General features: G+C 71.3%; 25 protein-coding genes. 11 read left to right on the plus strand and 14 right to left on the minus strand.

Going from position 1 to position 24,387, the window contains the following annotated elements:
• Positions 1 to 34: 34 nt before the first annotated feature.
• Positions 35 to 1,327, minus strand: coding sequence for an aldolase/citrate lyase family protein (locus DMA15_RS04070; protein ID WP_125511292.1), 1,293 nt, complete (start codon positions 1,325 to 1,327; stop codon positions 35 to 37).
• A gap of 257 nt (positions 1,328 to 1,584) precedes the next feature.
• Between DMA15_RS04070 and DMA15_RS04075 the strand changes: the two genes are divergently transcribed.
• A complete protein-coding gene (locus DMA15_RS04075) occupies positions 1,585 to 2,481 on the plus strand; it encodes an endonuclease/exonuclease/phosphatase family protein (protein WP_240659671.1) in 897 nt (298 codons plus the stop codon).
• Positions 2,482 to 2,540: 59 nt separating this feature from the next.
• Here DMA15_RS04075 and DMA15_RS04080 read toward each other — a convergent pair whose 3' ends face one another.
• From DMA15_RS04080 to DMA15_RS04095, 4 genes are all read right to left on the minus strand, one after another.
• Complete coding sequence (locus tag DMA15_RS04080) at positions 2,541 to 3,503, minus strand: electron transfer flavoprotein subunit alpha/FixB family protein (protein ID WP_125511294.1); 963 nt, start codon at positions 3,501 to 3,503, stop codon at positions 2,541 to 2,543.
• 60 nt (positions 3,504 to 3,563) lie between these two features.
• Positions 3,564 to 4,349, minus strand: coding sequence for an electron transfer flavoprotein subunit beta/FixA family protein (locus DMA15_RS04085; RefSeq protein ID WP_125511295.1), 786 nt, complete (start codon positions 4,347 to 4,349; stop codon positions 3,564 to 3,566).
• Positions 4,350 to 4,578: 229 nt separating this feature from the next.
• Positions 4,579 to 5,088, minus strand: coding sequence for a flavin reductase family protein (locus tag DMA15_RS04090; RefSeq protein ID WP_125511296.1), 510 nt, complete (start codon positions 5,086 to 5,088; stop codon positions 4,579 to 4,581).
• 115 nt (positions 5,089 to 5,203) lie between these two features.
• A complete protein-coding gene (locus DMA15_RS04095) occupies positions 5,204 to 5,509 on the minus strand; it encodes a thioredoxin family protein (RefSeq protein ID WP_240660155.1) in 306 nt (101 codons plus the stop codon).
• Between the two features lie 266 nt (positions 5,510 to 5,775).
• Here DMA15_RS04095 and DMA15_RS04100 point away from each other — a divergent pair, with 266 nt between their 5' ends.
• A complete protein-coding gene (locus tag DMA15_RS04100; protein WP_125511297.1) occupies positions 5,776 to 6,504 on the plus strand; it encodes a lysophospholipid acyltransferase family protein in 729 nt (242 codons plus the stop codon).
• A 45-nt stretch (positions 6,505 to 6,549) separates the two neighbouring features.
• Here DMA15_RS04100 and DMA15_RS04105 read toward each other — a convergent pair whose 3' ends face one another.
• The 6 genes from DMA15_RS04105 to DMA15_RS04130 form a co-directional block, all read right to left on the minus strand.
• Positions 6,550 to 7,254, minus strand: a complete 705-nt coding sequence (locus DMA15_RS04105) for a phenylalanine--tRNA ligase beta subunit-related protein (RefSeq protein ID WP_125511298.1) — start codon at positions 7,252 to 7,254, stop codon at positions 6,550 to 6,552.
• 29 nt (positions 7,255 to 7,283) lie between these two features.
• Positions 7,284 to 7,877 carry a transglutaminase domain-containing protein gene (locus tag DMA15_RS04110; protein WP_125511299.1) on the minus strand — a complete coding sequence of 198 codons (594 nt, stop codon included), beginning with the start codon at positions 7,875 to 7,877 and terminating at the stop codon, positions 7,284 to 7,286.
• Between the two features lie 87 nt (positions 7,878 to 7,964).
• Complete coding sequence (locus tag DMA15_RS04115) at positions 7,965 to 9,035, minus strand: low specificity L-threonine aldolase (RefSeq protein WP_125517275.1); 1,071 nt, start codon at positions 9,033 to 9,035, stop codon at positions 7,965 to 7,967.
• A 20-nt stretch (positions 9,036 to 9,055) separates the two neighbouring features.
• A complete protein-coding gene (locus DMA15_RS04120) occupies positions 9,056 to 9,796 on the minus strand; it encodes an SDR family NAD(P)-dependent oxidoreductase (protein ID WP_164551688.1) in 741 nt (246 codons plus the stop codon).
• Between the two features lie 26 nt (positions 9,797 to 9,822).
• Positions 9,823 to 11,226: a DUF6421 family protein gene (locus tag DMA15_RS04125; protein ID WP_125511301.1), complete on the minus strand. Its 1,404-nt coding sequence runs from the start codon at positions 11,224 to 11,226 to the stop codon at positions 9,823 to 9,825.
• A 251-nt stretch (positions 11,227 to 11,477) separates the two neighbouring features.
• Positions 11,478 to 11,894, minus strand: a complete 417-nt coding sequence (locus DMA15_RS04130) for an ATP-binding protein (RefSeq protein WP_125511302.1) — start codon at positions 11,892 to 11,894, stop codon at positions 11,478 to 11,480.
• A gap of 257 nt (positions 11,895 to 12,151) precedes the next feature.
• Between DMA15_RS04130 and DMA15_RS04135 the strand changes: the two genes are divergently transcribed.
• Positions 12,152 to 12,997, plus strand: a complete 846-nt coding sequence (locus DMA15_RS04135; RefSeq protein WP_125511303.1) for an RNA polymerase sigma factor SigF — start codon at positions 12,152 to 12,154, stop codon at positions 12,995 to 12,997.
• A 15-nt stretch (positions 12,998 to 13,012) separates the two neighbouring features.
• Here the strand turns inward: DMA15_RS04135 and DMA15_RS04140 are convergent, their stop codons facing one another.
• On the minus strand, positions 13,013 to 14,179 hold the full coding sequence (locus tag DMA15_RS04140; RefSeq protein ID WP_125511304.1) for a PP2C family protein-serine/threonine phosphatase: 1,167 nt from the start codon (positions 14,177 to 14,179) through the stop codon (positions 13,013 to 13,015).
• Positions 14,180 to 14,282: 103 nt separating this feature from the next.
• Between DMA15_RS04140 and DMA15_RS04145 the strand changes: the two genes are divergently transcribed.
• The 6 genes from DMA15_RS04145 (at position 14,283) to DMA15_RS04170 (ending at position 19,116) form a co-directional block, all read left to right on the plus strand.
• On the plus strand, positions 14,283 to 14,783 hold the full coding sequence (locus DMA15_RS04145) for a MarR family transcriptional regulator (protein WP_240659672.1): 501 nt from the start codon (positions 14,283 to 14,285) through the stop codon (positions 14,781 to 14,783).
• Positions 14,784 to 15,037: 254 nt separating this feature from the next.
• Positions 15,038 to 15,916: an STAS domain-containing protein gene (locus DMA15_RS04150; RefSeq protein ID WP_125511306.1), complete on the plus strand. Its 879-nt coding sequence runs from the start codon at positions 15,038 to 15,040 to the stop codon at positions 15,914 to 15,916.
• Positions 15,913 to 16,314, plus strand: coding sequence for an STAS domain-containing protein (locus DMA15_RS04155; protein WP_125511307.1), 402 nt, complete (start codon positions 15,913 to 15,915; stop codon positions 16,312 to 16,314). Before DMA15_RS04150 ends, DMA15_RS04155 begins: the two co-directional genes overlap by 4 nt.
• Before the next feature lie 83 nt (positions 16,315 to 16,397).
• The gene (locus tag DMA15_RS04160) at positions 16,398 to 16,793 is read left to right on the plus strand and encodes an anti-sigma regulatory factor (RefSeq protein ID WP_164551921.1); all 396 of its coding nucleotides are present in this window, start codon (positions 16,398 to 16,400) and stop codon (positions 16,791 to 16,793) included.
• Positions 16,794 to 16,798: 5 nt separating this feature from the next.
• Positions 16,799 to 17,833, plus strand: a complete 1,035-nt coding sequence (locus DMA15_RS04165; RefSeq protein WP_125517280.1) for a SpoIIE family protein phosphatase — start codon at positions 16,799 to 16,801, stop codon at positions 17,831 to 17,833.
• On the plus strand, positions 17,830 to 19,116 hold the full coding sequence (locus DMA15_RS04170; protein WP_125511308.1) for a PP2C family protein-serine/threonine phosphatase: 1,287 nt from the start codon (positions 17,830 to 17,832) through the stop codon (positions 19,114 to 19,116). Before DMA15_RS04165 ends, DMA15_RS04170 begins: the two co-directional genes overlap by 4 nt.
• Before the next feature lie 7 nt (positions 19,117 to 19,123).
• Here the strand turns inward: DMA15_RS04170 and DMA15_RS04175 are convergent, their stop codons facing one another.
• Positions 19,124 to 19,666, minus strand: a complete 543-nt coding sequence (locus DMA15_RS04175) for an FABP family protein (protein ID WP_125511309.1) — start codon at positions 19,664 to 19,666, stop codon at positions 19,124 to 19,126.
• Positions 19,667 to 19,855: 189 nt separating this feature from the next.
• On the opposite strand from DMA15_RS04175, the gene DMA15_RS04180 reads away from it, so the two are divergent.
• Complete coding sequence (locus DMA15_RS04180; RefSeq protein ID WP_125511310.1) at positions 19,856 to 20,356, plus strand: hemerythrin domain-containing protein; 501 nt, start codon at positions 19,856 to 19,858, stop codon at positions 20,354 to 20,356.
• A 113-nt stretch (positions 20,357 to 20,469) separates the two neighbouring features.
• Here DMA15_RS04180 and DMA15_RS04185 read toward each other — a convergent pair whose 3' ends face one another.
• Positions 20,470 to 20,865, minus strand: coding sequence for an STAS domain-containing protein (locus tag DMA15_RS04185; protein WP_125511311.1), 396 nt, complete (start codon positions 20,863 to 20,865; stop codon positions 20,470 to 20,472).
• 311 nt (positions 20,866 to 21,176) lie between these two features.
• Between DMA15_RS04185 and DMA15_RS04190 the strand changes: the two genes are divergently transcribed.
• Positions 21,177 to 24,383, plus strand: a complete 3,207-nt coding sequence (locus DMA15_RS04190; RefSeq protein WP_125511312.1) for an NACHT domain-containing protein — start codon at positions 21,177 to 21,179, stop codon at positions 24,381 to 24,383.
• The last annotated feature ends 4 nt before the right edge of the window (positions 24,384 to 24,387 follow it).

The following is a 24,387-nucleotide window of genomic DNA, read 5'->3' on the forward strand; positions in this document are numbered from 1 at the left end:
GGGGCAGCGGTGACGGCGGGGTGCCGGGTGCCGCCTACTTGCCCGAGGCCGTGAGGTCGCCGCGGCGCGGGCCCGCGAAGCCCTGGAGGCGGGCCAGGGTCAGGCCGGTGAGCCGGGTGACCTCGCTCGCGTCGAGGGCGCCACAGTCCAGGCCGCGCAGCAGGTAACCGGCGAGGGCCTTGGCGGTGGCGGGCTCGTCGGCCACGTCGCCGCCCTCGTGGTGACCGGCGTAGGCCGCCAGGCGCGCGGCCGCGGCCCGGAAGCCCTCGCGGTAGAAGGCGAAGACGGCGGCGTAGCGCGTGGGGATGTGGCCGGGGTGCATGTCCCAGCCCTGGTAGTAGGCGCGGGCCAGGGCGCGGCGGGTCAGGCCGTAGTGCAGCCGCCAGGCGTCGTGGACCTTCTCGGTGGAGCCGACGGGCAGGACGTTGGTGGAGCCGTCCGAGACGCGGACCCCGGTGCCGGCGGCGGCGACCTGCATGACGGCCTTGGCGTGGTCGGCGGCGGGGTGGTCGCTGGCCTGGTAGGCGGCGCTCACGTGGAGACAGGCGCTGTAGTCGAAGGTGCCGTAGTGCAGGCCGGTGGCGCGGCCCTCGGCGGCCTGGATCATGCGGGCCACGGCGGCGGTGCCGTCGGTGGCGAGGATGGACTGGCTGGTCTCGATCTGGATCTCGAAGCCGATCCGGCCCCGCTCCAGGCCGCGCGCCTTCTCGAACTCCTCCAGGAGGCGCACCATCGCGGTGACCTGCTCGGGGTAGGTCACCTTGGGCAGCGTCAGGACGAGTCCGTCGGGCAGGCCGCCCGCCTCCATGAGGCCGGAGAGGAAGATGTCGAGGGTGCGGATCCCCCGGTCGCGTACCGCCTCTTCCATGCACTTCATCCGGATGCCCATGTACGGGGCGGCGGTGCCGTTCCGGTACGCCTCGGCGATCAGGCGGGCCGCGCGGGCGGCGTCCTGGTCCTCGTCGGCGCCCTTGTAGCCGTCCTCGAAGTCGACGCGGAGGTCCTCGACGGGCTCGCGCTCCAACTTGGTCCGTACGCGCGTGTAGACGGCGTCGGCGAGGTCGTCGTCCAGGCCGAGGACCGCGGCGAAGGAGGCGGCGTCCGGGGCGTGTTCGTCGAGCATCTCCAGGGCCTTGTCGCCCCAGGCGCGGATGGTGCCCGCGTCGAACCGCTCACCGGGGACGTACACGGTGTGGACGGGCTGGCGCGTGCCGGGGTCTCCGGGGTAGCGGCGCTCCAGCTCCGCGTCCACGGGGGCGAGGGAAGCGCTGATGCCCTCGCTGACCGCGCCGGCGAGGCTCGTTGCCACCTTCTCTTGCTGACCCATTCCTGCATCCTCCACACGCTCGGTGCCGCGCCCGGCAATTCCGCTCCACGGAATCAACAATCCGTATGGCGAAGCTATCTGTGACCCTTCGTGCTGGTCAACACCTTCCCGTGTCCTGCATCCGTAGCCAATCCGTAGCCGACCGTGCCGGTTCACGCGTGTCCCGGGCCCGGTCGACGGCCGCTGCGGACAGTCTGTGGCCCATATCCTCCCCCGCCTCCGGCGCCGGCCGCGCGGACCGAATCCAAGGAGCCTGTGTGCCGATCGACTCCCCCTTCACGCGCCGCTCCGGCCTGCGGGCCGCGCTCGCCGCGACCGTGGCGCTCCCCGTCCTCGGCACCACCCTGTCCCGGCAGGCCCACGCCGCCGCGGCGCCGGAGGCCCGCCTGGACGTCATGTCGTACAACGTCCGCTTCGCGAGCAACAAGCCGCCGCACACCTGGGCCGAACGCCGCCCGGCGACAAAGGAGATGCTCCTGCGCGCCCAGCCGCACATCATCGGCACCCAGGAGGGCCTCTACTACCAGCTGCAGGACATCGAGAGCGACATCGGCGCGAACTACGACTGGGTCGGCACGGGAGTCGGCGGCGGCAGCCGCGACGAGTTCATGGCCGTCTTTTATGACAACCGCCGACTGTTCCCGCTCGAATACGAACACTTCTGGCTCTCGGACACCCCGTACACCATCGCCTCGAACACCTGGGGCGCCAACTCGCCCCGCATGGCCACCTGGGTGCGCTTCCTCGACCTGGTCACCAACACGCAGCTCTACGTCCTCAACACGCACCTCGACCACGTCAGCCAGAACGCGCGCGAGCGTTCGGCGACCCTCATGGCCGAGCGCATCGCCCTCATGAAGACGAGCACGCCGCTCATCGTGACGGGCGACTTCAACGCGACGGCGCACAACAGCGCCGTCTACACCACGATGCTGGGAGCCGGTCTCGTCGACACCTGGGACGCCGCGAAGGAACGCGGCCCGGCGTACGGCACGTTCGGCGGCTACAAGCCGCCCGTCGTCGGGGGCGGGCGCATCGACTGGATCCTCACGAGGCCCTCGGCGCAGGTCCACTCGGCCTCGATGAACACGTTCTCGCTCGGCGGGCAGTACCCGAGCGACCACCTGCCCGTGCAGGCGACGCTGACGCTGTGACGCGCGAAGGCCCTCACCCCGCGCGCGCGGGGTGAGGGCCTCGTACCGACGGGGAGGGGTCAGCCCTTGCGGGCCTTGACCTCTTCGGTGAGGGCCGGGACGACCTCGAAGAGGTCGCCGACCACGCCGTAGTCGACGAGGTCGAAGATCGGGGCCTCGGCGTCCTTGTTGATGGCCACGATGGTCTTCGAGGTCTGCATGCCCGCGCGGTGCTGGATCGCGCCGGAGATGCCGGAGGCGATGTACAGCTGCGGGGAGACCGACTTACCGGTCTGGCCCACCTGGTTGGAGTGGGGGTACCAGCCGGCGTCGACCGCGGCGCGCGAGGCGCCCACGGCGGCACCGAGCGAGTCGGCGAGCGCCTCGATGACCGAGAAGTTCTCGGCGCCGTTGACGCCGCGGCCGCCGGAGACCACGATCGCGGCCTCGGTCAGCTCGGGGCGGCCCGTCGACTCGCGCGGGGTGCGCGAGACAACCTTGGTGCCGGTGGCCTTCTCGGAGAAGGAGACGGTCAGCGCCTCGACGGCGCCCGCGGCCGGGGCGGCCTCCACGGCGGCCGAGTTCGGCTTGACCGTGATGACCGGGGTGCCCTGGGTGATGCGGGACTTGGTGGTGTACGAGGCGGCGAACGCGGACTGCGTGGCCACCGGGCCCTCGTCGCCGGCCTCGAGGTCGATGGCGTCGGTGATGATGCCGGACTTGATGCGGACGGCGAGGCGGGCGGCGATCTCCTTGGCCTCCGCGGAGGACGGCAGCAGCACGGCGGCCGGGGAGACGGCCTCGTACGCGGCCTGGAGCGCGTCCACCTTCGGTACGACGAGGTAGTCGGCGAACTCGGGGGCGTCCGCGGTGAGGACCTTGACCGCGCCGTGCTCGGCGAGCGCGGCGGCGGTGTCGGCGGCGCCGTTGCCCAGCGCGACGGCGACGGGCTCGCCGATGCGGCGGGCCAGGGTCAGCAGCTCAAGGGTGGGCTTGCGGACGGCGCCGTCCACGTGGTCGACGTAGACGAGAACTTCAGCCATGGGACTTCAATCTCCTGCGAGTGCGAAGAATCTGGGGGCGGTGGGAAAGGTGACCGAAGCTCAGATGAACTTCTGGCCCGCGAGGAACTCCGCGAGCTGCTTGCCGCCCTCGCCCTCGTCCTTGACGATCGTGCCGGCGGTGCGGGCCGGACGCTCGGTGGCGGAGTCGACCTTGGTCCAGGCACCCGCGAGGCCGACCTCGTCGGCGTCGATGTCCAGGTCGTCCAGCTCCAGGGCCTCCACCGGCTTCTTCTTGGCGGCCATGATGCCCTTGAAGGACGGGTAGCGGGCCTCGCCCGACTGGTCCGTCACGGACACGACGGCCGGCAGCGCGGCCTCCAGCTGCTCGGAGGCGGCGTCGCCGTCACGGCGGCCCTTGACGGTGCCGTCCTCGACGGAGACCTCGGAGAGCAGGGTGACCTGCGGGACGCCCAGGCGCTCGGCGAGGATCGCCGGGAGCACGCCCATGACGCCGTCCGTCGACGCCATGCCGCAGATGACCAGGTCGTACCCGGTCTTCTCGATGGCCTTGGCGAGCACCAACGAGGTGCCCATGACGTCGCTGCCGTGCAGGTCGTCGTCCTCCACGTGGACGGCCTTGTCGGCGCCCATGGAGAGCGCCTTGCGCAGCGCGTCCTTGGCGTCCTCGGGGCCCACGGTCAGCACGGTGATCTCCGCGTCGTCCGCCTCGTCGGCGATCTGCAGCGCCTGCTCGACCGCGTACTCGTCCAGCTCCGACAGCAGGCCGTCGACGTCGTCGCGGTCGACGGTCAGGTCATCGGCGAAATGCCGGTCGCCGGTGGCGTCGGGCACGTACTTCACACAGACAACGATCCTCAAGCTCACGCCGGCTCTCCTACTGCATCGTCTTTACTGGGCTGCTGCCTAGGCTTTTGGCTACTGCCTTACGAGGCAGCATAGGCGCCTGAAGCGGCGGATCCCGGTCGGGGCGGCCCCCGCTCCGACCGAAATATTACTCATGAGTACACCCAGTTCATTCCCGCTGAGCAAGCGCTTTGAACTGTGACCTTCCCAACGCTCCGTAATCGCGCGAAGTGCCCGGCCCCGGGAACTCTCAGTCGCGCAGCGCGTTGAAGCGCCCCTGGTGGTACAGGAGCGGCCTGCCCTCGCCCGCGGGGTCGCCGACGACGGCCTCCGCGAGCACCAGGCGGTGGTCGCCCGCGGGCACCCGCGCCACGATCCGGCAGACCAGCCAGGCGAGCACGCCGTCGAGCACGGGCACGCCCTCGGGCCCCTCGTGCCAGCGGGTGGGCGCGCCGAAGCGGTCGGCGCCGCTGCGCGCGAAGGTGGCGGCAAGCTCCTGCTGGTGCTCGCCGAGGATGTGGACGCCGACGTACTCCGTCTCGGCGACCGCCGGCCAGCTGGAGGCGCCCGTGCCGATGCCGAACGAGATCATCGGGGGCTCGGCGGAAACCGAGGTGAGCGAGGTGGCGGTGAAGCCGACGGGGCGCCGGCCGTGCGCCGCGGTGATCACGGCGACCCCCGCGGCGTGTCGCCGGAAGACCGAGCGCAGCAGATCGGGGGTGGCGGTCGCGGGGGTACCGAGGGCGGGCGATGCCGTCATGGAGCTGTCCTTCTGCCGGAGGTAGAAGGCTCGCGACAGGTGCCGCGCGCAGTCAAGTCCGTTCCGGCAGATGCAAGACACGTCACTGGCGCGCGCCGGGTCGGAGGGGGGACGGTCATACGGCCTCCCCCAGCGCGGCGATCACATCGGCGCGGCGCGGCTGCCCGGCGGCGCGCCGCACCTCGCGGCCCCGCGCGTCCAGGACGAGCACGGTCGGCGTCTTGAGCACGCGCAGCTCCCGTACGAGGTCCAGGTGGTCCTCCGCGTCGATCTCCACGTGAGTCACACCGGGGACCATCGAGGCCACGTCCGCGAGGACTCTGCGGGTCGCGCGGCAGGGCTGGCAGAAGGCGCTGGAGAACTGCACGAGCGTCGCCCGCTCCCCCAGCTCCTGTCCGGTATCCGTCAGCCGCTGCCCGATATCCGTCGCGCCGGGCCCGCTCCCGGTGTCACTTGCTGGCACGTACGCCTCCCGCCCCTCAGCTCTGATCTGGTCGCTCCCCGGTTCAGCGCTCGCGCACCCGCGAAAGATTTCCGACGTGATGAGAATCTCCCGGAATGAGGGCACCAAGGCTGGTCACTCGTCCGTTCTTGGGGCACGATCTGCGCAACGCCGAAAAACCTACGGCTGCGTAACCTCCGCCGGAAACCCGCTAGCCAGGCAGAAACGAAGGGCCTTTCCCACCCATGGCCGAGCTTGTCTACCGTCCCGTCATCGGTGCAGCGAAAACGCTGTTCAAAGCATGGGACCTGAAGATCGACTGCAAGGGGTCGGAGAACATCCCACGCTCCGGCGGCGCGGTCCTCGTCAGCAATCACATCAGCTATCTCGACTTCATCTTCGACGGCCTCGCGGCGCTGCCGCAGAAGCGTCTGGTGCGCTTCATGGCCAAGGAGTCGGTCTTCCGGCACAAGATCTCCGGACCGCTGATGCGCGGGATGAAGCACATCCCCGTGGACCGCAAGCAGGGCGAGGCCGCCTACGCCCACGCGCTCGCCTCGCTGCGCTCCGGGGAGATCATCGGCGTCTTCCCCGAGGCGACGATCTCGCAGTCGTTCACGCTCAAGACCTTCAAGTCGGGCGCCGCGCGCCTGGCCCAGGAGGCCGGGGTGCCGCTCATCCCGGTGGCCCTGTGGGGCACGCAGCGGCTGTGGACCAAGGGCCGGCCGCGCAACTTCAAGCGCAGCCACCTGCCGATCACGATCCGGGTCGGCGAGCCGGTCGAGGCGCCCAAGGACCAGTACGCGGGCGCGATCACCCGGCGGCTGCGCGAGCGCTGCCAGGAGCTTCTGGAAGCCGCTCAGCGCGCGTACCCCGTGCGCCCCAAGGGCCCCGACGACACGTGGTGGATGCCGGCGCACCTCGGTGGGACGGCGCCGACCCCGGCCGAGGTGAAGGCCGCCGAGGCCGGCTGACCGGCTGACCGAGTGACCGCCTGACCGGCTGACCGGCCCAGCGCGTCAGCGCGGCGCGTGGACGGTGACGCGCGCGCCGGGGCTGAACTTCTCCAGCAGCTCGGCGAGTTCGGCGCCCGCGGCCTCCAGGCCGGCGTCCGGGCCCATGCCCTCCAGCAGGAAGATCGCGTTCACCGACTCCTCGGTGAGGCGGGTGCGCGGCCCCTGGCGCCAGTTCCAGCGCCGGCAGGTGACGCCCTCGTCGTCGCACCACACGACCTCGCCCGCCTCGGGGTGCTCGACGACCGTCTCCCCCGCCGCCGCGGTCACGAAGTCCTCGGCGCCGGTGGCCCGCACCAGCCGCATATCGCCCTTGATCAGGTCCAGGTCCTCGCCGCCGACCGGGATCAGATGGGCCACGCTGATCGCGTTGTAGAGGTCGACGAGGGTGTTGATCCGGGGCAGCCCGCCGTCGGCGAGCGCCCGCTTGGCCAGCGCCTCGGCGGAGTTGCGCGTGCGCGAGGGCTTCGCGCCGAAGGCCGTGTAGGCGGCGCGCCAGGCGGCCATGTGCGGGTCCTCGTGCGGGGCGCGCCCGTCGAGGCGTACGGCGAGACGTCGGGCCGCTTCGTCCAGGAGGGCCGAACTGCCGTCGGTGCTGGGGCCGTTGACGAGGCCGTGCGCCTCGATGGCGAGGTGGGTGAAGCCGGGCGCGAGGGCGCGCACCTCGTCGGAGACGGTGAGTGTCAGGGGCGCGTGGGGCGGGAGTGTCATGGCGGCGCCTTGCTGTGTCGGGGGGCTCGTCAGAGCGCGTCGGGAAGGTTCTCCCACAGGTACGGCCGGTCCGGGGCGCTCTTCAGGACGCTCAGGACCACCGGGTGCGGTGCAGCATAGAGTACCGGATAGTCCATCTCATTGGACTTGGCGTCGGGCAGGAAGGCCAGCCGCTCCCCGGCCAGCGAGAACCGGGCGTCGACGCCCGGCTTGTTGCCGCGACAGTCCTGCCGGTGCCATCCGCCATGGAAGCGCACGGCGACGAGACCGTGGACGCAGTGACCGCTCCCGGCGTCATGGGTCAGCCGCTGGTAGCAGAGGGCGGTCGGGATATCCTCGGCGCGCAGCAGCGCGGCCAGCGCGTGGGCCTTGGCGTGGCAGATACCGGTGCCCTGCGCCAGGACGTCCGAGGCGCGCCAGGTGACGCGCGGGTCGCCGCTGTCGGCGGAGTGCGGGATGGTGTCGCGCACGAACTCATAGGCCGCTTGGGCGTATACGTATGAATCGGCGGACTGCGCGGCAAGGCGCCCCGCGATCTCGCGTACGAGGGGATGCTGATGGTCGATGACCTCGTCGGCGGCCAAGTAGGCGGACAGGTCGGGGTTCTCCTGGATCAGCTGCATGGCACGGGAGCATAGGAATGCGGCCGACCGCAAGTCAATGACTTTCCGGTCGACCGCATACTCATGCAATGAGCGACGGGGGCGCGGTCAGCGCGCCATCTCCTCCTTGAGCGCCGCGAGGAACCCGTCGACGTCCTCCTCGCGGGTGTCGAACGCGCACATCCAGCGCACGACGCCCGCCGCCTCGTCCCAGAAGTAGAAGCGGTACTTCTTCTGCAGCCGCTCGCTCACGTCGTGCGGCAGGCGCGCGAAGACAGCGTTGGCCTGTACCGGGTAGAGGATCTCCACACCGTGCACCGAGCGGACGCCCTCCGCGAGGCGCTGGGCCATCTCGTTGGCGTGCCGGGCGTTGCGCAGCCACAGGTCCTTGGCGAGCAGGGCCTCCAGCTGCACGGAGACGAAGCGCATCTTGGAGGCGAGCTGCATCGACATCTTGCGCAGGTGCTTCATGTGGCGCACGGCGTCCTGGTTGATGACCACGACGGCCTCGCCGAACAGCGCGCCGTTCTTGGTGCCGCCCAGCGTGAGGATGTCGACGCCGATCGCGTTCGTGAACGTGCGCATCGGCACGTCGAGCGTGGCCGCCGCGTTGGCTATCCGCGAGCCGTCGAGGTGCACCTTCATGCCGAGCCGGTGCGCGTGGTCGCAGATCGCGCGGAGCTCCTCGGGCGTGTACACCGTGCCCAGCTCGGTGTTCTGCGCGATCGAGACGACCTGCGGCATCGCGCGGTGCTCGTCGTCCCAGCCGAACGCCTGCTTGTCGATCAGCTCGGGGGTGAGCTTGCCGTCCGGCGTCGGCACCGTGAGCAGCTTGATGCCGGCCATGCGCTCGGGGGCGCCGCCCTCGTCCACGTTGATGTGCGCGGACTCGGCGCAGATCACCGCGCCCCAGCGGTCGGTGACCGCCTGGAGCGCGACCACGTTGGCACCCGTGCCGTTGAAGACCGGGAAGGCCTCGGCGGTGGGGCCGAAGTGGCCGCGGATCACCTGCTGGAGGTGGTCCGTGTACACGTCCTCGCCGTATGCGACCTGATGGCCGCCGTTGGCCAGTGCCAGGGCCGCCATGACCTCGGGGTGCGCGCCCGCGTAGTTGTCGCTCGCGAAGCCGCGGACGTGCGGGTCGTGGCGGCGCCGGGCGTCGGTCTTCGGCGGGTTCACTGCGTCCTTGGCGGCGGCGGTCACGGCTTCTCGGTCAGCCACAGGCGGTTTCCGTTCACTTCCCCGGCGGGCCGCTCCCAGACGCCGGCGATGGCCTCGGCCAGCTCCTTGACGTCCGTGAAGCCCGCGAACTTCGCGTTGGGCCGCTCCGCGCGCATCGCGTCGTGCACCAGCGCCTTGACCACCAGGATGGCAGCCGCCGCACGCGGTCCCTCCTCGCCCCCCGCCTTGCGGAAGGCGTCCGCGAGGGCGAGCGTCCACGCCTCGGCCGCCGCCTTGGAGGCCGCGTACGCCGCGTTGCCCGCGGTCGGCTTGGACGCGCCCGCCGCGCTGATCAGCAGGTAACGGCCGCGGTCGCTGCGCCGCAGACCGTCCTCGAAGGCGAGGGACGTGTGCTGCACGGTGCGGATCAGGAGCTTCTCCAGGAAGTCCCAGTCGGCGAGGTCGGTCTCGGCGAAGCTCTTGCTGCCGCGCCAGCCGCCGACGAGGTGGACGAGACCGTCGATCCGCCCGAACTCCTTCTCCGTGCGCGTCGCCCACTCGCGGGTGGCGTCCAGGTCCAGCAGGTCGACCGTGTCCCCTATGACCGTGGCGCCGCCGTGCGCGTACCGGGCGGCGTCCACGGCCTCGTGCAGGCTCAGCGGATCGGCGTCCGACGCCACGACCGTGGCGCCCGCCTCGGCCAGCCTCAGCAGCGCGGCCCGTCCGGCGGCTCCGCCGGCCCCGGCCACCGCGACGACGGCTCCATCCAGTGCGGACATGGTCCTCGCCTCCTCCTGGCGGCCGCTCACGCGGCGACCTTCTCGGCGTCCGCGGAAGCGGTGATCCCCTTGGTGGAGGCGATCACGTTCTTCAGCTTCTTGGCGAGCGCCTCATAGAACATGCTGAGCGGAAACTCGTCCGGAAGCACCTCGTCGACGAGCTTGCGCGGCGGCAGCGAGGTGTCCAGGGCGTCCGGGCCCTTGGCCCAGCGCGAGCCGGGGTGCGGGGCGAGGTAGGTGGAGACCAGGTCGTAGGCGGCGAACCAGTGGACCAGCTTCGGGCGGTCGATGCCGGCCCGGTAGAGGTCCTCGATCTCGCCGCACAGCTGGTTGGTGATCTGCGGCGCGCGCTCCCAGTCGATGGTGAGCTTGTTGTCGGTCCAGCGGATCACGTCGTGCTTGTGGAGGTAGGCGAAGAGGAGCTGGCCGCCGAGCCCGTCGTAGTTGCGGGTGCGGTCCCCGGTGACCGGGAAGCGGAACATGCGGTCGAAGAGGACGGCGTACTGCACGTCACGGCCGTGCCGGTTGCCCTCGGCCTCCAGCTTCACGGCCTCCTTGAAGGCGGTGAGGTCACAGCGCAGCTCTTCGAGGCCGTACATCCAGAACGGCTGGCGCTGCTTGATCATGAAGGGGTCGAAGGGCAGGTCGCCGTGGCTGTGGGTGCGGTCGTGGACCATGTCCCACAGGACGAAGGCCTCCTCGCAGCGCTTCTGGTCGTGGACCATGGCGGCGACGTCCGCGGGCAGTTCGAGGCCGAGGATGTCGACGGCGGCCTCGGTGACGCGGCGGAAGCGGGCTCCCTCGCGGTCGCAGAAGATGCCGCCCCAGGAGAAGCGCTCGGGGGCCTCGCGGACCGCGATGGTCTCGGGGAAGAGGACGGCCGAGTTGGTGTCGTACCCGGCGGTGAAGTCCTCGAAGGTGATGCCGCAGAACAGCGGGTTGTCGTAACGCGTGCGCTCCAGCTCGGCCAGCCACTCGGGCCAGACCATGCGCAGCACGACCGCTTCGAGGTTGCGGTCGGGGTTGCCGTTCTGCGTGTACATCGGGAAGACGACCAGGTGCTGGAGTCCGTCCCTGCGGTCCGCCGCGGGCTGGAAGGCGAGCAGGGAGTCCAGGAAGTCCGGCACCGTGAAGCCGTCCTCCGCCCAGCGGCGCAGATCGGCGACGAGCGCCCGGTGGTAGGCGGCGTCGTGCGGCAGCAGCGGGCTGAGCTGCTCGACCGCCGACATCACACGGTCCACCGCCAGTTCGACGACGGCCTTCGCCGGGGCGTCGTCCGCCGCGAAGTCGATGGAGCCGTCCGCGGACTGCCAGGGCCTGATCTCTTCCACGGCCTCCTTGAGCACCGGCCACGCCGGATGGTCCACCACCCGCACTTCAGCGGGCGGAACCGCACCCACCGTACCCGCCTGCACAAGAATTTCCGTCATGTCCCACCTTCCACGGGAGAACCTCGCGTATGGACACCGTATGCGTGCAAGGTTCTCCGCGACAAGAGGAGACTCCGGAAATTATCCTGCCCCACCCCCTCCTTCACCGCTGTTTTTCCCGTTCTCCATAGGTGAGGCGAGCGCTTCTGCCCGATCCCGGGACGAGAGCCCTGACAAGGGAGAGGGGTCCGGCCGCGCAGACGCGGTCGAACCCCTCTCCTTCGCGGGCGCGGCCCGCCCGGCGCTGTCCGTCAGCGGCGGGGCAGGTCCGCCCGCACGGTCTTCCCCTGCGGCCCCGTGCTCACCTCGACCTCCAGGGCCAGGGTCCGCACCATCGGCCAGCCGAAGCCGCCGGTGCCTCCCGCCAGATCGGGCGTCCGCTCGCGCGGCGGCCGGGGGTCGGTGTCGGTGACGGCGACCGTGATGACGTCGTGATGCGCCACCAGACGCAGCGAGCAGGCGTCGCCGCGTGCGTGCCGTACGGCATTGGTGACGAGTTCGGACACCGTCAGTTCGACACTCGCCGCGGCCTGTACGTCCATGGCCGGACTGAGCCCGCCCATAAAGGCACGGGCGAAATCCCTCGCCTGCGCGACGACTTCCGGCCGCTTGTCGAAGACCGCCCGGTCCAGCGGCTTGGTGCTGTGTCGCGATTGGTCCGTCCTCATACGCCCCTCCTAGATCAGGGGTGGACTGTACGAATGGGTCTCTTGCCCCCGAAGCCGACTTCTTAACGCCCCCGCCCGCACCGAGGGCGATCCGCCCGCCTCCTGACGCGAGGTCACGGGACCGGCCAAGATCAGTTGTGTGTCCGGCGTCACGCAACCTCCATGGTGTGACGGGGACATGAAGCACCGGGAGAGGGGTAGTCGCAGCCTCACCAGCCCACAGGGGACGAGTGGGGCTGGCGGACAGGGAGGTAGACATGACGATGGCCACCAGAACCCAGACGGACACCGGTATCACGGAGCTGCCGGAGGTGGTGGATCCGCAGGCGGTCACGCCGAAGGACTCCCGTGCCTTGTCCCAGTTGTTCTTCGACCAGCTCGCGGTGCTCGAAGAGGGCACGGCCCAATATCAGTACGTACGCAATACCCTGATCGAGTTGAACATGTCGCTGGTCCGCTACGCGGCCGGCCGTTTCCGCAATCGCGGCGACGAGATGGAAGACATCGTCCAGGTCGGCATGATCGGCCTGATCAAGGCCATCGACCGCTTCGAACTCTCCCGCGAGGTGCAGTTCGCCACCTTCGCGGTGCCTTACATCGTCGGGGAGATCAAGCGCTTCTTCCGCGACACCTCCTGGGCGGTCCACGTTCCGCGCCGCCTCCAGGAGGCCCGTGTCGAACTCGCCAAGGCCACCGAGGAGCTGAGCAGCCGTCTGGGGCGCTCGCCGACGGTGGACGAGCTGGCCACGCTGATGAACCTCACGCCGGAGGAGGTCATCGAGGCCCGGCTGGCCTCCAACGGTTACAACTCCGCCTCCCTGGACGCCGTCCTCCACGGCGACTCCAACGACGAGACCCCGCTCGCCGACTTCATCGGCGAGGTGGACGCCTCCCTGGAACTCGTGGAGGACTTCCACGCGCTGGCCCCCCTGGTCGCCGGACTCCCCGAGCGCGACCGGGAACTCCTGCACCTGCGCTTCGTGGAGGAGCTGACCCAGTCCCAGATCGGCGAACGCCTCGGCGTCTCCCAGATGCAGGTCTCCCGTCTGCTCTCCCGCACCCTGGCGAACCTGCGCAAGGGGATGCTCCCGACCGCCGGCTGAGCCGGCCCCGGGAGATCAGCTCCTGCCGTGCCAGTCGAGGCAGACGATCATGGCGTCGTCCTCGGCGTCGATGGGGCCGCGATGGCCCGCGAGTTCGTGGAGCATGGCCCGCGGCACCTGCGAGGGAGGCAGCAGGCGCGTGCTGGCCATGGCGCGGGTGAGCGCTCGTTCGCTGTAGCGCTCACCCGCGGGCGAGGCCACGTTGTAGACGCCGTCGCTGACGAACAGCAGCCGGTCCCCGGGCTCCACGCGGAAGCGCTGGGTGGCGTAGAGGGTGTCCTCGAACATGCCGAGCGGGAGCTGCGCGTCGAGGTCGACCGCCTCCGCCCGGCCCTGCCGCATGCGCCACATCTTGGGCGAACCGGCGTCGATGATCTCCGCCTCCCCCGTCTCCAGGTCGAAGCGGAGCAGCAGCATGGAGAGGTGGACATCGCCGTGGTAGTGGCCGTATACCGCCTGGTCCGCCAGGCACGCCTGGTCGGCGAGGGACAGGCCGGCCCGGCGGGCGTTGCGCAGCGCGTTGATCGCGAGGTTGGTCAGGAGCGCCGCCTCGATGCCCTCCCCCATGCCGTTGGTGACCGTGAGTGTGAGGTGATGGGCCGAGGTCGACCAGTCGAAGTTGTCGCCGTAGATCGCGTACGCGGGTTCGAGCTGCGCCCCCAGCTCGTACTCGGGTCGCGAGCAGGAGCGTCCCGGCAGCAGCTGCCACTGCATCTCGGCGGCGAGGGTGAGCCGGTCGGCGCGGCGGGCCTGGAGGTAGAGGTCGGTGTCCCGCTCCGCGACGACGATCTCGTGGCCGAGGACTTCCGCGACATCCTCCAGCTCACGCGCGGTGACGCTGTCGTAGGCGTCGGCGGGGAGCTGGACGGTGAGGATGCCCAGGCGGTCGCCGCGCACGCTGACGGGCAGGTGCACGGTCACGGCACCGGCCGCCTCGTCCGTCTCGACGTGGGGCTCCTGGGCGCCGAAGGCCCGTCCTGGGGCGCTGGTGTGGACGGAGATGGGGTCGGCGGTATAAGGGAGCGCGTCGACGGGCTGGAGTATGGTCATCGCGTAATCCGCCACCAGAAGGTCGACGGACACCGCGTCGTAGTGGGCGGTGAGTGTGGACCGCACCGCTTCGAGGAGATCGTGCGGCGCGGCCCCGCGCAGCGCGCGTTCCACCGCCCTGAATCTGTCCACCTGCCGGTTACCGCCTATCTGGAATGACGTATCAATAAGGAGCGAACGGCCCCGCATGTCTCAGCGACTGACAAGGCCATTGCGAAGTGTCACAGTTGAGGGCATGAATCCCGTCCCCGCCGACAACGGCGATCGAGAAGCCGCCGCCCACGCGGTCCGGGATGTCATCGAACTGCTCGAAGTGCTGTGGAACAAAGGCCGGGACATCACCACGACCGCCCCGGTGTCCTCGTCACAACTGCGAGTGCTGTACGTCCTGCACGGCGCCCAGGGGATCAACCTCCGCACACTCGGTGAGGTGCTTGGGTCCGCTCCCTCGTCGGTGAGCCGTATGTGTGACCGCCTTCACGCGTTGGGCTTCATCGAGCGCTCTCTCAGTTCCGCCAGCCGCCGCGAGCTTGAGCTGCGCTTGTCCGGCAAGGGAGAAAGCTACCTCAAAGAATTGCGGGCACGTCGTGAAAGTGCCCTGCTCGAGGTCATCTCCGACATGACCCGGACAGACCGGGCAGCGCTCGAAAAGGGTCTGAGCGGGTTCCGCGAGGCCGTCGAGAACACCTCCCCGACCGGCGAGCGCGCGCCCCGCGACACGGTGGAGACCGCCTGACCGCCGCCCGGCCGCCGTACCGACGCCGTCACCTCGCCATGTGTTCTCACCTGGCCATGCGCCGACCCCCGTCGCGCGCCCCCGCCTCCACGCCCGCCGCACGCCTGTTCGCCGGGGCTGCGCCCCGTGCGCTTCGGCCGCGTTGCCCCAGGCGGCACTTGAGTTGACGTCAGCTCACCGGACGGCAGGACTTTCGATGATCAGCTCGCTCCACTAACGTTTGCCGTGCGACAACAATTGCTAAGGTGGATGTAATGAACGCCAGTGAACCCGAGGCCCGGCTCAGCGTCAGCGCAGCGCTGCGCGAGCAAGGGGAGAAGGTGGCCGACCGGTGGGTGCAGCTCCAGCTGGAACGATCGGTTCTGGGAGCGGGTCTCACCGAGGCCCAGCTCCGCGAGGAGGCCGACGCCTTCGTCGAGGCTCTGCGCACGGGGCTCGAGACGGAGCAGCCGGTCGAACGCGTGGCCACCACCCACCCGGAACTGCGCCAGGCGATCACCGATCTCTCCCTGCGCAGAGCGCGCGGCGGCGCCACCCCCACCGCGACCTCGCTGGCCGTACTGGCTCTCAAGGAAGCGCTGCTCGAAGCGGTGCAGGAGCGGGCGCGCGACAGCCACGCCCTTTACCACGCCGCCGTGTTCGTCAACCGCCTCCTCGACACCGCGGGCGCCCTGTCCTTCGCCACGTATGTGGAGGGACGCGAGGAGATCATCCGCCGGCAGAGCCGTCAGCTCCTTGAGATCTCCACACCCGTGGTGCGGCTGTGGGACCGGGTCCTGGCCGTCCCGCTGATCGGATCGCTCGACACGACCCGTACGCAGGTGGTGATGGAGAACCTCCTCCAGGCCATCGAGCGCGACGAGGCGCAGGTGGCGATCATCGACATCACGGGCGTGCCCACCGTGGACACGGCCGTCGCGCACCACCTCATGCAGACGGTCAACGCCGTACGCCTGATGGGCACCGACTGTGTGATCAGCGGGATCCGCCCGCCGATCGCGCAGATCATCGCCCAGCTCGGCATCGACCTGTCCGCCATCCTGACCCGCGCGACCCTCGCCGACGCCCTGGCCGCGGCCATCTCCCTCACCGACCGGCCGATGCGCTCGGCGGACCCCGCGGGCCTGCGATGACCGGCGGCCCGCGCGGCGGTGTGCCGATCCTGCGTCTTGGTGACGTTCTCGTCACCGGACTGCTCAACGAACTCGACGACAAGAGCGCGATCGCCTTCACCGAGGAGCTCACCGAACGCATCGTCGACGACCGCGCCCGCGGGGTGCTCATCGACATCTCGCGCCTCGACCTGATCGATTCCTTCGTCGCCCGCACCCTGATGGAGCTCACCACGACGGCCCGCTTGCTGGGGGCGCGGGTCATCGTGGCGGGTATGCGTCCCGCCGTGGCCATCACCCTCGTCGAGCTGGGGCTTCAACTCTCCGGCGTGGAGACCACGTTGAACGCGGAGCAGGGATTGCGGGCGCTGGGCTGGGAGAAGGCCCCGGCTCCCCCGACCGAAAGGGGGGTCAGTTGACCCTCTACGGCGACCTCGACGAGATCTCCACGATCCCGCCCCCCACATCCGCGGACCGCCGTCCGGAGCACAACGACACCTGTGTGACCCACGAGATCCGCGCCGAGGAGGACCTCCTCTCCGCGCGCCACGCCGTGCGCGAAGCCACCCTCAGGGCCGGTTTCGGCCTCGTGGACCAGACCCGCATCGTCACCGCGGCCAGCGAGCTGGCCCGCAACGCCTACGTCCACGGCGGCGGCGGCACGCTGACCATCGAACTCGTCCAGCAGACCGGGCGTCAGGGGCTGCGGATCTCGGTGAGCGACGACGGGCCGGGCATCGCCGACCTCGACGCGGCGTTCACCGACGGCTACACCACCGGCGCGGGCCTCGGGCACGGACTCGGTGGGGCGCGCCGCCTCATGGACGAGTTCGACGTGACCAGCGCGCCCGGTCGGGGGACGACCGTCACCGCGGTCCGCTGGAGCGGACCGCGGTGACCGGCATGCATGCGAACGCCCTGGTGACGCCCACCACGCTGCACGTTCCCATCGATCACCACAGCGCCGTGCAGACCGCGGCGAGCCGGGCCCGCGCCCTCGCCCACGCCTGCCGTATGCCGGGGGCGCTGCCGGACCAGGCGGCCGTGCTCGCCAGTGAACTGGCCAGCAACATCAGCAAGCACGCCCGCAACGGCGCGCTCTTCCTCCAGCCCTCACCCCTGGGCGGGCGGTCGCCGCTGGACACCGCGCTGGATGTCGTCGCCGTGGACAACGGCCCCGGCATCCCGGACATCGGCCTCAGCCTCACCGACGGCTTCAGCACCACCAAGACGATGGGCGCGGGGCTCGGAGCGGTACGCCGTATCGCCACCGACTTCACCCTGCGTTCGGCGTCCGGGCGCGGCACCCTCGCCCACGCCCGGCTCGCGGTCCCGCAGGGGCGACGGCCCGGGGCCGACATCGGCGCCCTGTGCCTGCCGGCCGGCGGGGAGCAGATCTGCGGGGACGGGTACGCCGTCGTCGAGGGCGACGGGAACTGGACGGGCCTGGTCATCGACGGGCTCGGCCACGGCCCGGAGGCGGCCGCGGCCAGCCAGCGGGCGGTGCGCACCTTCCAGTCCTGCTCGGAGGCACCACTGCCGGAGGTGCTCAACGCCCTGCACAGCGCGCTGCGGCACACGCGCGGCGCCGCGGCGACGGCGATCCGGGTCGGTTCGGGCCGCGCCGAGTACTGCGGGGTGGGCAACATCCGCGTGGCGGCCGTGTCCGCGCACGGCGTCCACCGCCAGCTCACCGGGCAGGCGGGCATCGTCGGCTACAACCTGCCCACGCCGCGCAGCCGCTTCCTCGACCTGTCCGACTGCACGGCCGTGGTCGTGTACACCGACGGCATCGACCACCGGTGGACGCACGACCCGGCCCCCGACCGACTGAGTCTGCCGCCGACCCTGCTGGCGGCCTCCTTGGCCCATACCCACCGGCGACACCGTGACGACGCCACCGTCCTCGCCCTCGGCAGCCCTCTGGGGAACGGATGACCAGCGCCACCTTCCGCACGCCCGCCGCCCTGCGGCGCACCGTACGCGGCATCGCCCTCACCTACCGGCTGCCCGCCGAGGACAGGGCCCGGATCGTGCTGTCCCTCAGCGAGACGGCCGCCATGGCGCTGAACGCCGGGCACCCGGTCACGCTGACCGCCACCGACGAGGCGGGCGACGACGGAACCGGCCGCCTCACCCTCGCCCTCGGCCTCCCCCACGGCGAGGACGTACAGGTGATGACCGATCAGCTTCCGCTGCCGGGTGAGGCGACGGCCGACGGCACGGTGGTGTGGCGGGTTCCCCTGCCCATGGCACCGGCCCCGACGGCCGCACCGGTCACCGCCGTGCTGCCGCGTCCCGCCGCGCAGCCCGTGGGCGGCGCCGCTCCCCGCACCGGCGACGCCGACCTCGCGCTGCTGGAGGAGGAGCTGCGGGCCGCGCTCGCCCGGGCCGACCACCTCGCCGACGAGCACCGCAAGCTCAAGCACGAACTCGCCGAGACCAACAGCGGGGTGCTCGCCCTCTACGTACAACTGGAGGAGCGTGACGAAGAGCTGCGCAAGGCGCACGGGCGGACCCTGCGCGCCCTGGAGGACGCGCTGCGGCCGAGACCGCTGCACGTCGACGGCCTCGACCTCGCCGTCCACTACGCCCCCGCGAGCGACGACACCCCCACCGGCGGCGACCTGTACGACTGGTTCACCCTCCCGGACGGGACGGTGCACATCACCATCGTCGACGCCCTCGGCCACGGCATCACGAGCACGCGCACCGCGCTGACCGTCACCCACGCCGTACGCACGCTGGCGCTCGAAGGCCACCCGCTGGAGAGCATCGTGGCGCGCACGGACGGCATCCTGGCCCCCTTCGACCAGAACGTCATGGCCACGCTGCTCCTCGCCCACCTCGACCCGGTGAGCGGAAAGCTCTCGCTGGCCAACGGGAGCCACCCGCCGGCCCTCCTCGTGCGCGCCGACGGGGAGGCCTCCTACCTGGAGGTCCGCGGCCGCGGCGTCGGTTTCCCCCTGCCAGGCAGCGAGCGGGTCCTCACCACCACGCTCCGCCCCGACGACCTGCTGATCCTCTACACCGACGGCCTCACCGAGAGCCGCAGGGACCCCCGCGAGGGCGAGCAGCGCCTGATGGCGACCGCCCGCCGCCACCGCGTACGGCCCACGGAGGACGTACCGGGGTCCATAGCGCGCGCCATGCTGACCGACGTCCTCCACGAGGACGACACGCTCGCCCTGGCCGTGCGCCTCCGCTCCCCCGGCGTCTGACGCCGGGCTATGCCCTGCGCCGGAGTTCCGCCGAGAGGTGGTGCTGGAGCGGCTGGCCCACGGCCGCGAGGTCGTGGGTGAAGGTGAGGGTGCCGGGGTCGGTCAGGGTGTAGCGGCGGCGGGTGGCGTCGACCTTCTTGGCGGTGGGCGCGAGGGCCACCTCGTGGGTGGCGAGGTCCACCGTGTCGCCGTCCGCCTGGCCGACCGCGATCTCCGCGATGCCGGTGGGCTGGGTGATCAGTGCCTCCACGCGGCCGTCGGGCTGCAGCCGCCACCAGCCGCTCTCCCGTGCCGAGGGACGCAGCGGCCGGTCGTCGGCGTCCAGGAGCCAGGCGCGGGCCTCGTAATGGAGGAAGGGGCGCCCGTCGTGGCTGAAGGTGACCTCCTGCGCGTACGCGAAGTCGCCGTCGAGCGTCGGATACTCGCCGCTCCCCCGGCCCTGCCAGGTGCCCAGGAGTCCGAGCACGGGCGTGAGCAGCGCGTGCGGGGCCGGTGCCTCGTCGGGGTGGTGGGCGTCGGGGTACGGGTACTGCGGCGCGGGGTCGATCACGGTTTCGGGCTCCTGGGGGTTGGGGGCGGTCAGGTGACGGTGACGGTGACGGTGACGGTGACGGTGACGGTGAAAGCGTAGGCCCCGGCCGGGGCGGTGGGCCGCAGGAGTGACAAGGAGCGCGCTACCCGGCGGTTACGGGGTACTCATCGCAGCGAGCCCACCCACCGGTTGAGAAGGAGCACTGTCATGGCGAGCAACGGCACATCGACGGACGTCGTCGAGCTGATCCTCGACGACCACCGGCGCATGGAGGACCTCTTCCGCGAGATGCGCAGCGTGGAGGGCGAGCGGGCCGCGGCCCTGCGGGAGTTCGCGGACCTGCTCATCGCGCACGCCCTCGCCGAGGAGGCCGAGGTCTACCCCGCGCTCAAGCGCTACCGGGACATCGAGAACGACGAGGTCGAACACGGCGTCGAGGAGCACGAGGAGGGCAACAAGGCGCTTCTCGACCTCCTGGAGGTCGACGAGGTCGGCTCCGACGACTGGGACGAGAAGCTGGAGAAGCTGGTCGAGGCGGTGACGCACCACGCCGACGAGGAAGAGCGGACGATCCTCAACGGCGCCCGCGAGAACGTCGCGATGGAGCGCCGTGAGGAGCTGGGTGCCGCCTTCACCAGGGAGCGTGCCAAGCAGCTCAAGGAGGAGTGCGGAAGCGTCGAGAACGTCCGCCGCATCGTGAAGTCCTGAGCACCGCGCGGGGCCGAGACGACTCTGGGCCCCGCGCAGGACCGCGGCTCCCGGGCCCTCGGGGCCCGGCGCCCGGTCAGTCGCCCGGCCAGATCGCCGGTCAGATCGTCCGGTCAGTCCTGCGTGGGCGGCCAGACCGGACGGTGCGGTTCCGGCAGTTCGGCAAGGGCGTGGGCGACGGTCCGGTGGCTCGGCAGCAGTTCGGCGCTGCCGGTCGCCGTCAGCAGATCCGTCAGCCGCCGCCCCGCTCCCGCCAGGAGGAGCCTGCCGTCGCGGCGGTCAAGGAGCCAGCGCATGGCCAGCAGGCAGTTGAGGCCGCGCGAGTCGCAGAACGACAGGGCGGTGGCGTCGAGGACCAGGTGCCGGTGGCCCGAGTCGACGTACGCGCCGAGTGTGCCCAGGAAGAGCGCCTCGCCGCTCTGGTCCAGCTCACCGGTGACACGCAGCACCGCGCAGGCGTCGCAGCTCGCCAGCTCCGTGATGGTCAGACGACGGATCTGCGTGGACATCGGCGCCTCCATCTCTACGCGGCGCCACCCTACGCCCGCCGCGCCCGGTGATCGGCACTCTTATGGGGGAGTGTGCCCCGCATCTCGCCGGGCAGCGGAACGGGTTGACTTTTCTCAGCGGCCTGGAGCGCGCCATGGAGCGCGGGTCCGGCAACTTCCGGTCACGCCTGCTGCCGACCTCGCCCTGACGCGGGCCCGGCCCGGCCAACTGGCGTGACATATAGGCGTTTTCGGTGGTTCGGGCGGGGTGCGCGGCTACGCTTGTCGGGGCACCGCCCCGCGGGCGGGGCGCCGCGGCGGAGGGAGAGTGCGTGGACGGGGGCACGGTAGGGCTGCGTATCGCGTCGGCGGTGATCGCGCCGCTGCTCAAGCGGTTGCTGCTGCCTCCCGCCAAGGCGCCGGGCGCCCACTACCAGGACCGGCCGATCCCGGTCCGGCGCCTCATGGCCTTCTCCCGCGAGCACCGCACCCTCACCGAGGACGATCTGCACCGGATCGCCCGCGAGCTGGTGCGGCGCGCGGTGCGGGCCGCGGGCCCCTACGACCCGCCGGTCGGCGCCGACGAGAAGGACGCGGTGGGGCTGGCGCTCACCCGCACCCTGCACGCGCTCGGCGATCTCGACATGGACGACGTCCAGGCCTTCGCGCTCGGGCCCGAGAAGCTCGCCGCGGAGCTGTCGCGGCGGGCCGGGCCCGAGACCCGCAGACTCCTGAGCGACGACGCCGCCCGCTTCCACGACCGGCTCCTGGAGACGGCGTGCGTACATGTGGTGCGGTTCTTCAGCGAGCAGCCGGGGTTCGCGGCGCGCACCCAGGTCGAGCAGAGCCGTGAGGTCCGCGAGCAGAGCGAGCGCCTCGACCGGATCCTGGAGCGCCTTCCCGACATCTCCGCGCAGGACGCGCGGTTCGAAGAGGATTACGCGCGTTACGTCGTCCAGTGCCACGGCAAGCTCACCATCCACGGCGTCGACCTGCGGGAGCCCGCGGGGCAGGAATGGCCCCTGGAGGCCGCCTACTTGAGCCTGGAGGCCACCCCCTACCGCAGCGGCCCCTCGGAGGCGGCCCCGCTGGCGGACGACGAGTCGCCCGAGCGCGCGGCGGCGCCGGTGGAGACCACCCTCGCCACCCATGACCGGGTCCTGCTGCGCGGCGTCGCGGGCACCGGCAAGACGACGCTCGTCCAGTGGCTCGCCCTCACCACGGCCCGGCAGGACCGGATGCCGGGCTCCCTCTCCCAGCTCCTGGGCCGCGTGCCTTTCGTGCTGCCGCTGCGCGCCCTGGCCCGCAAGGGCGCCGAACTGCCGATGCCCCAGGACTTCCTGCGCTGGATCGACTGCCCGCTGCTGGGCACCGAGCCCGAGGGCTGGGCCACGCGCGTGCTGCAGAACGGCCGCGCGGTGATGCTGATCGACGGGGCGGACGAGATCCCCAAGGGCGAGCGCGGCCGTGTGAAGGCCTGGCTCAAGAAGCTCCTCGCGGTCTTCCCCGGCAACCTGTGGCTGCTCACCTCGCGCCCCTCCGCCCTGGAGCCGGGCTGGCTGCGGCACGAGGGCTTCCACGAGTTCGTGCTCAGCGCGATGCCGCCCGCCGACATGCGCCGGTTCATCGAGCGCTGGCACGCGGCGGCGGGGGCGCCCGCCCGCCTCGGCGAGTCGCTGACGCTCGCGCTGCGCAGCAGGCCCGAGCTGAGCCGCCTCGCGACCAACCCCCTGATGTGCGGGCTGATCTGCGCCCTGCACCGCGAGCGCCGCGGTTTCCTGCCGCGCGGGCGCGCCTCACTCTACGAGGCCGCGCTCGCCATGCTCCTGGAGCGGCGCGACGTGGAGCGCGAGGTATACGGCGGGGGCGACGGCGCCCCGCAGCTGGACCAGCGGTCGGCGACCGAACCGCTGCGGAGCCTCGCGTACTGGCTGATCCGCAACGAACGGACCCAGCTGGACCGCGCGGACGCCGTCGGTGTCGTACGCCGACTGATGCCGTCGGTGGAACGGCTCGCGGAGATCGGCGAGGCGGAGGACGTACTCCAGCTCCTCCTGGAGCGCTCCGGGCTGCTGCGCGAACCCGCCCAGGGCGCCGTCGACTTCATCCACCGCACCTTCCAGGACTTCCTCGGCGCCCAGGCGGTGCTCGAGGAACGCGACATGGGCATGCTGGTCAACAACGCGCACCTCGAGCACTGGGAGGACGTGGTGCAGATGGTCGTCGCCCAGGCCCGCCATCACGAGCGGGGCGAACTGCTCACCCGGCTGCGCGAGCGCGGGGAGCGGGAGAGGGACCCGGCCGTCCAGGCCCGGCTGCGGCTGCTCGCGCTCGCCTCCCTGGAGCAGGCCACCAGCGTCGCCCCGGCGGTGCGCGAGGCCATCGAGGGCCAGGCGGCGCGCATGGTGCCGCCGCGCAGCCTGCGCGAGGCCAGGTCCCTGGCGCAGACGGGACCGCTGCTGCTTGGCCTGCTGCCGGGTCCCGACGCGCTCTCGGGCGACGAGGAGCTGGCCACCGTACACGCGATCTGCCAGATCGGCGGGGACGCCGCCATCCCCCGCCTGCGGCAGTTCCTGCACACCGGTCAGAGCGCCGTGCGCGCCCAGCTGCTGCACCACTGGGACCGTTTCGACCCCGAGGTGTACGCCGAGGAGATCGTGCGGCCGCTCCTGGAGATCGCGCCGGAGGAGATGGTCACCGTGCGTTCGCGCGCCGAGCTGGACGCGCTGCGCACCATGTCCGGCTACCAACGCGTCAGTCTGCGGGGCGACTTCACACCGGACGACGTGCGCTCGGCGTTCGAGGGCGGGCATCTGCGGGAGCTGCAGCTGCGCGACATCCTCTCCCTGGACTCCCTGGACGTCCTGTCCGGCTACACCGAGCTGGAGTCGCTCGGGCTGCGCGGCTGCCGCAACGTCCAGGATCCGGCGCCGCTCACCCGGCTCCCGCGGCTGCGGCGGCTCGCGCTGCGCGACCTGCCCCGCTTCGAGCCGCTGCACGAGCTGGCGGGCTGCGCACGGCTCGACACTCTCCTGATCGGCGCGGACGTTCCCTGGCGCGGCCTCGCCGACCTGCCGTGCCCCGGGCGGCTCCGGGTCCTCTCGCTGCCGCCGACCGCCACCCGCCTCTCGTCCATCGCGGCGTGCGAGAGCCTCACGGAACTGCACCTCCAAGAGGCGAGCGAGCGGCTGACGCCGGACTCCTGGGGCTCGGACATCGGCAAGCTGCCCGGGCTGCGGACGCTCACGCTGACCTCGGCGCAGCTGAGCATGCTGCTGTTCGCGCCGCGTACGCAGCTTCCCCACGTCACCCGGCTCAACGTGCACGCGGGGGCGGGGGCCGCCGTGCCGCTGCGCCGGATCGCCCTGCGCCTGCCCGGTCTCGAGGAGATCCATCTGCTGGAGGCGGCCGAGGTCGACCTCGCCTCACTCGCCTCGCTGCACCGGCTGCGCAAGGTCCGCCTCGCCTACCCCGGCGAGGTGCGCGGCACGGAAGCGCTCGCGGGGGATGTCGAGCTGTCCATCTACCCCCAGCCCTGATCAA

This window comes from Streptomyces sp. WAC 01529 (assembly GCF_003945545.1).
Lineage (GTDB): Bacteria > Actinomycetota > Actinomycetes > Streptomycetales > Streptomycetaceae > Streptomyces > Streptomyces anatolicus.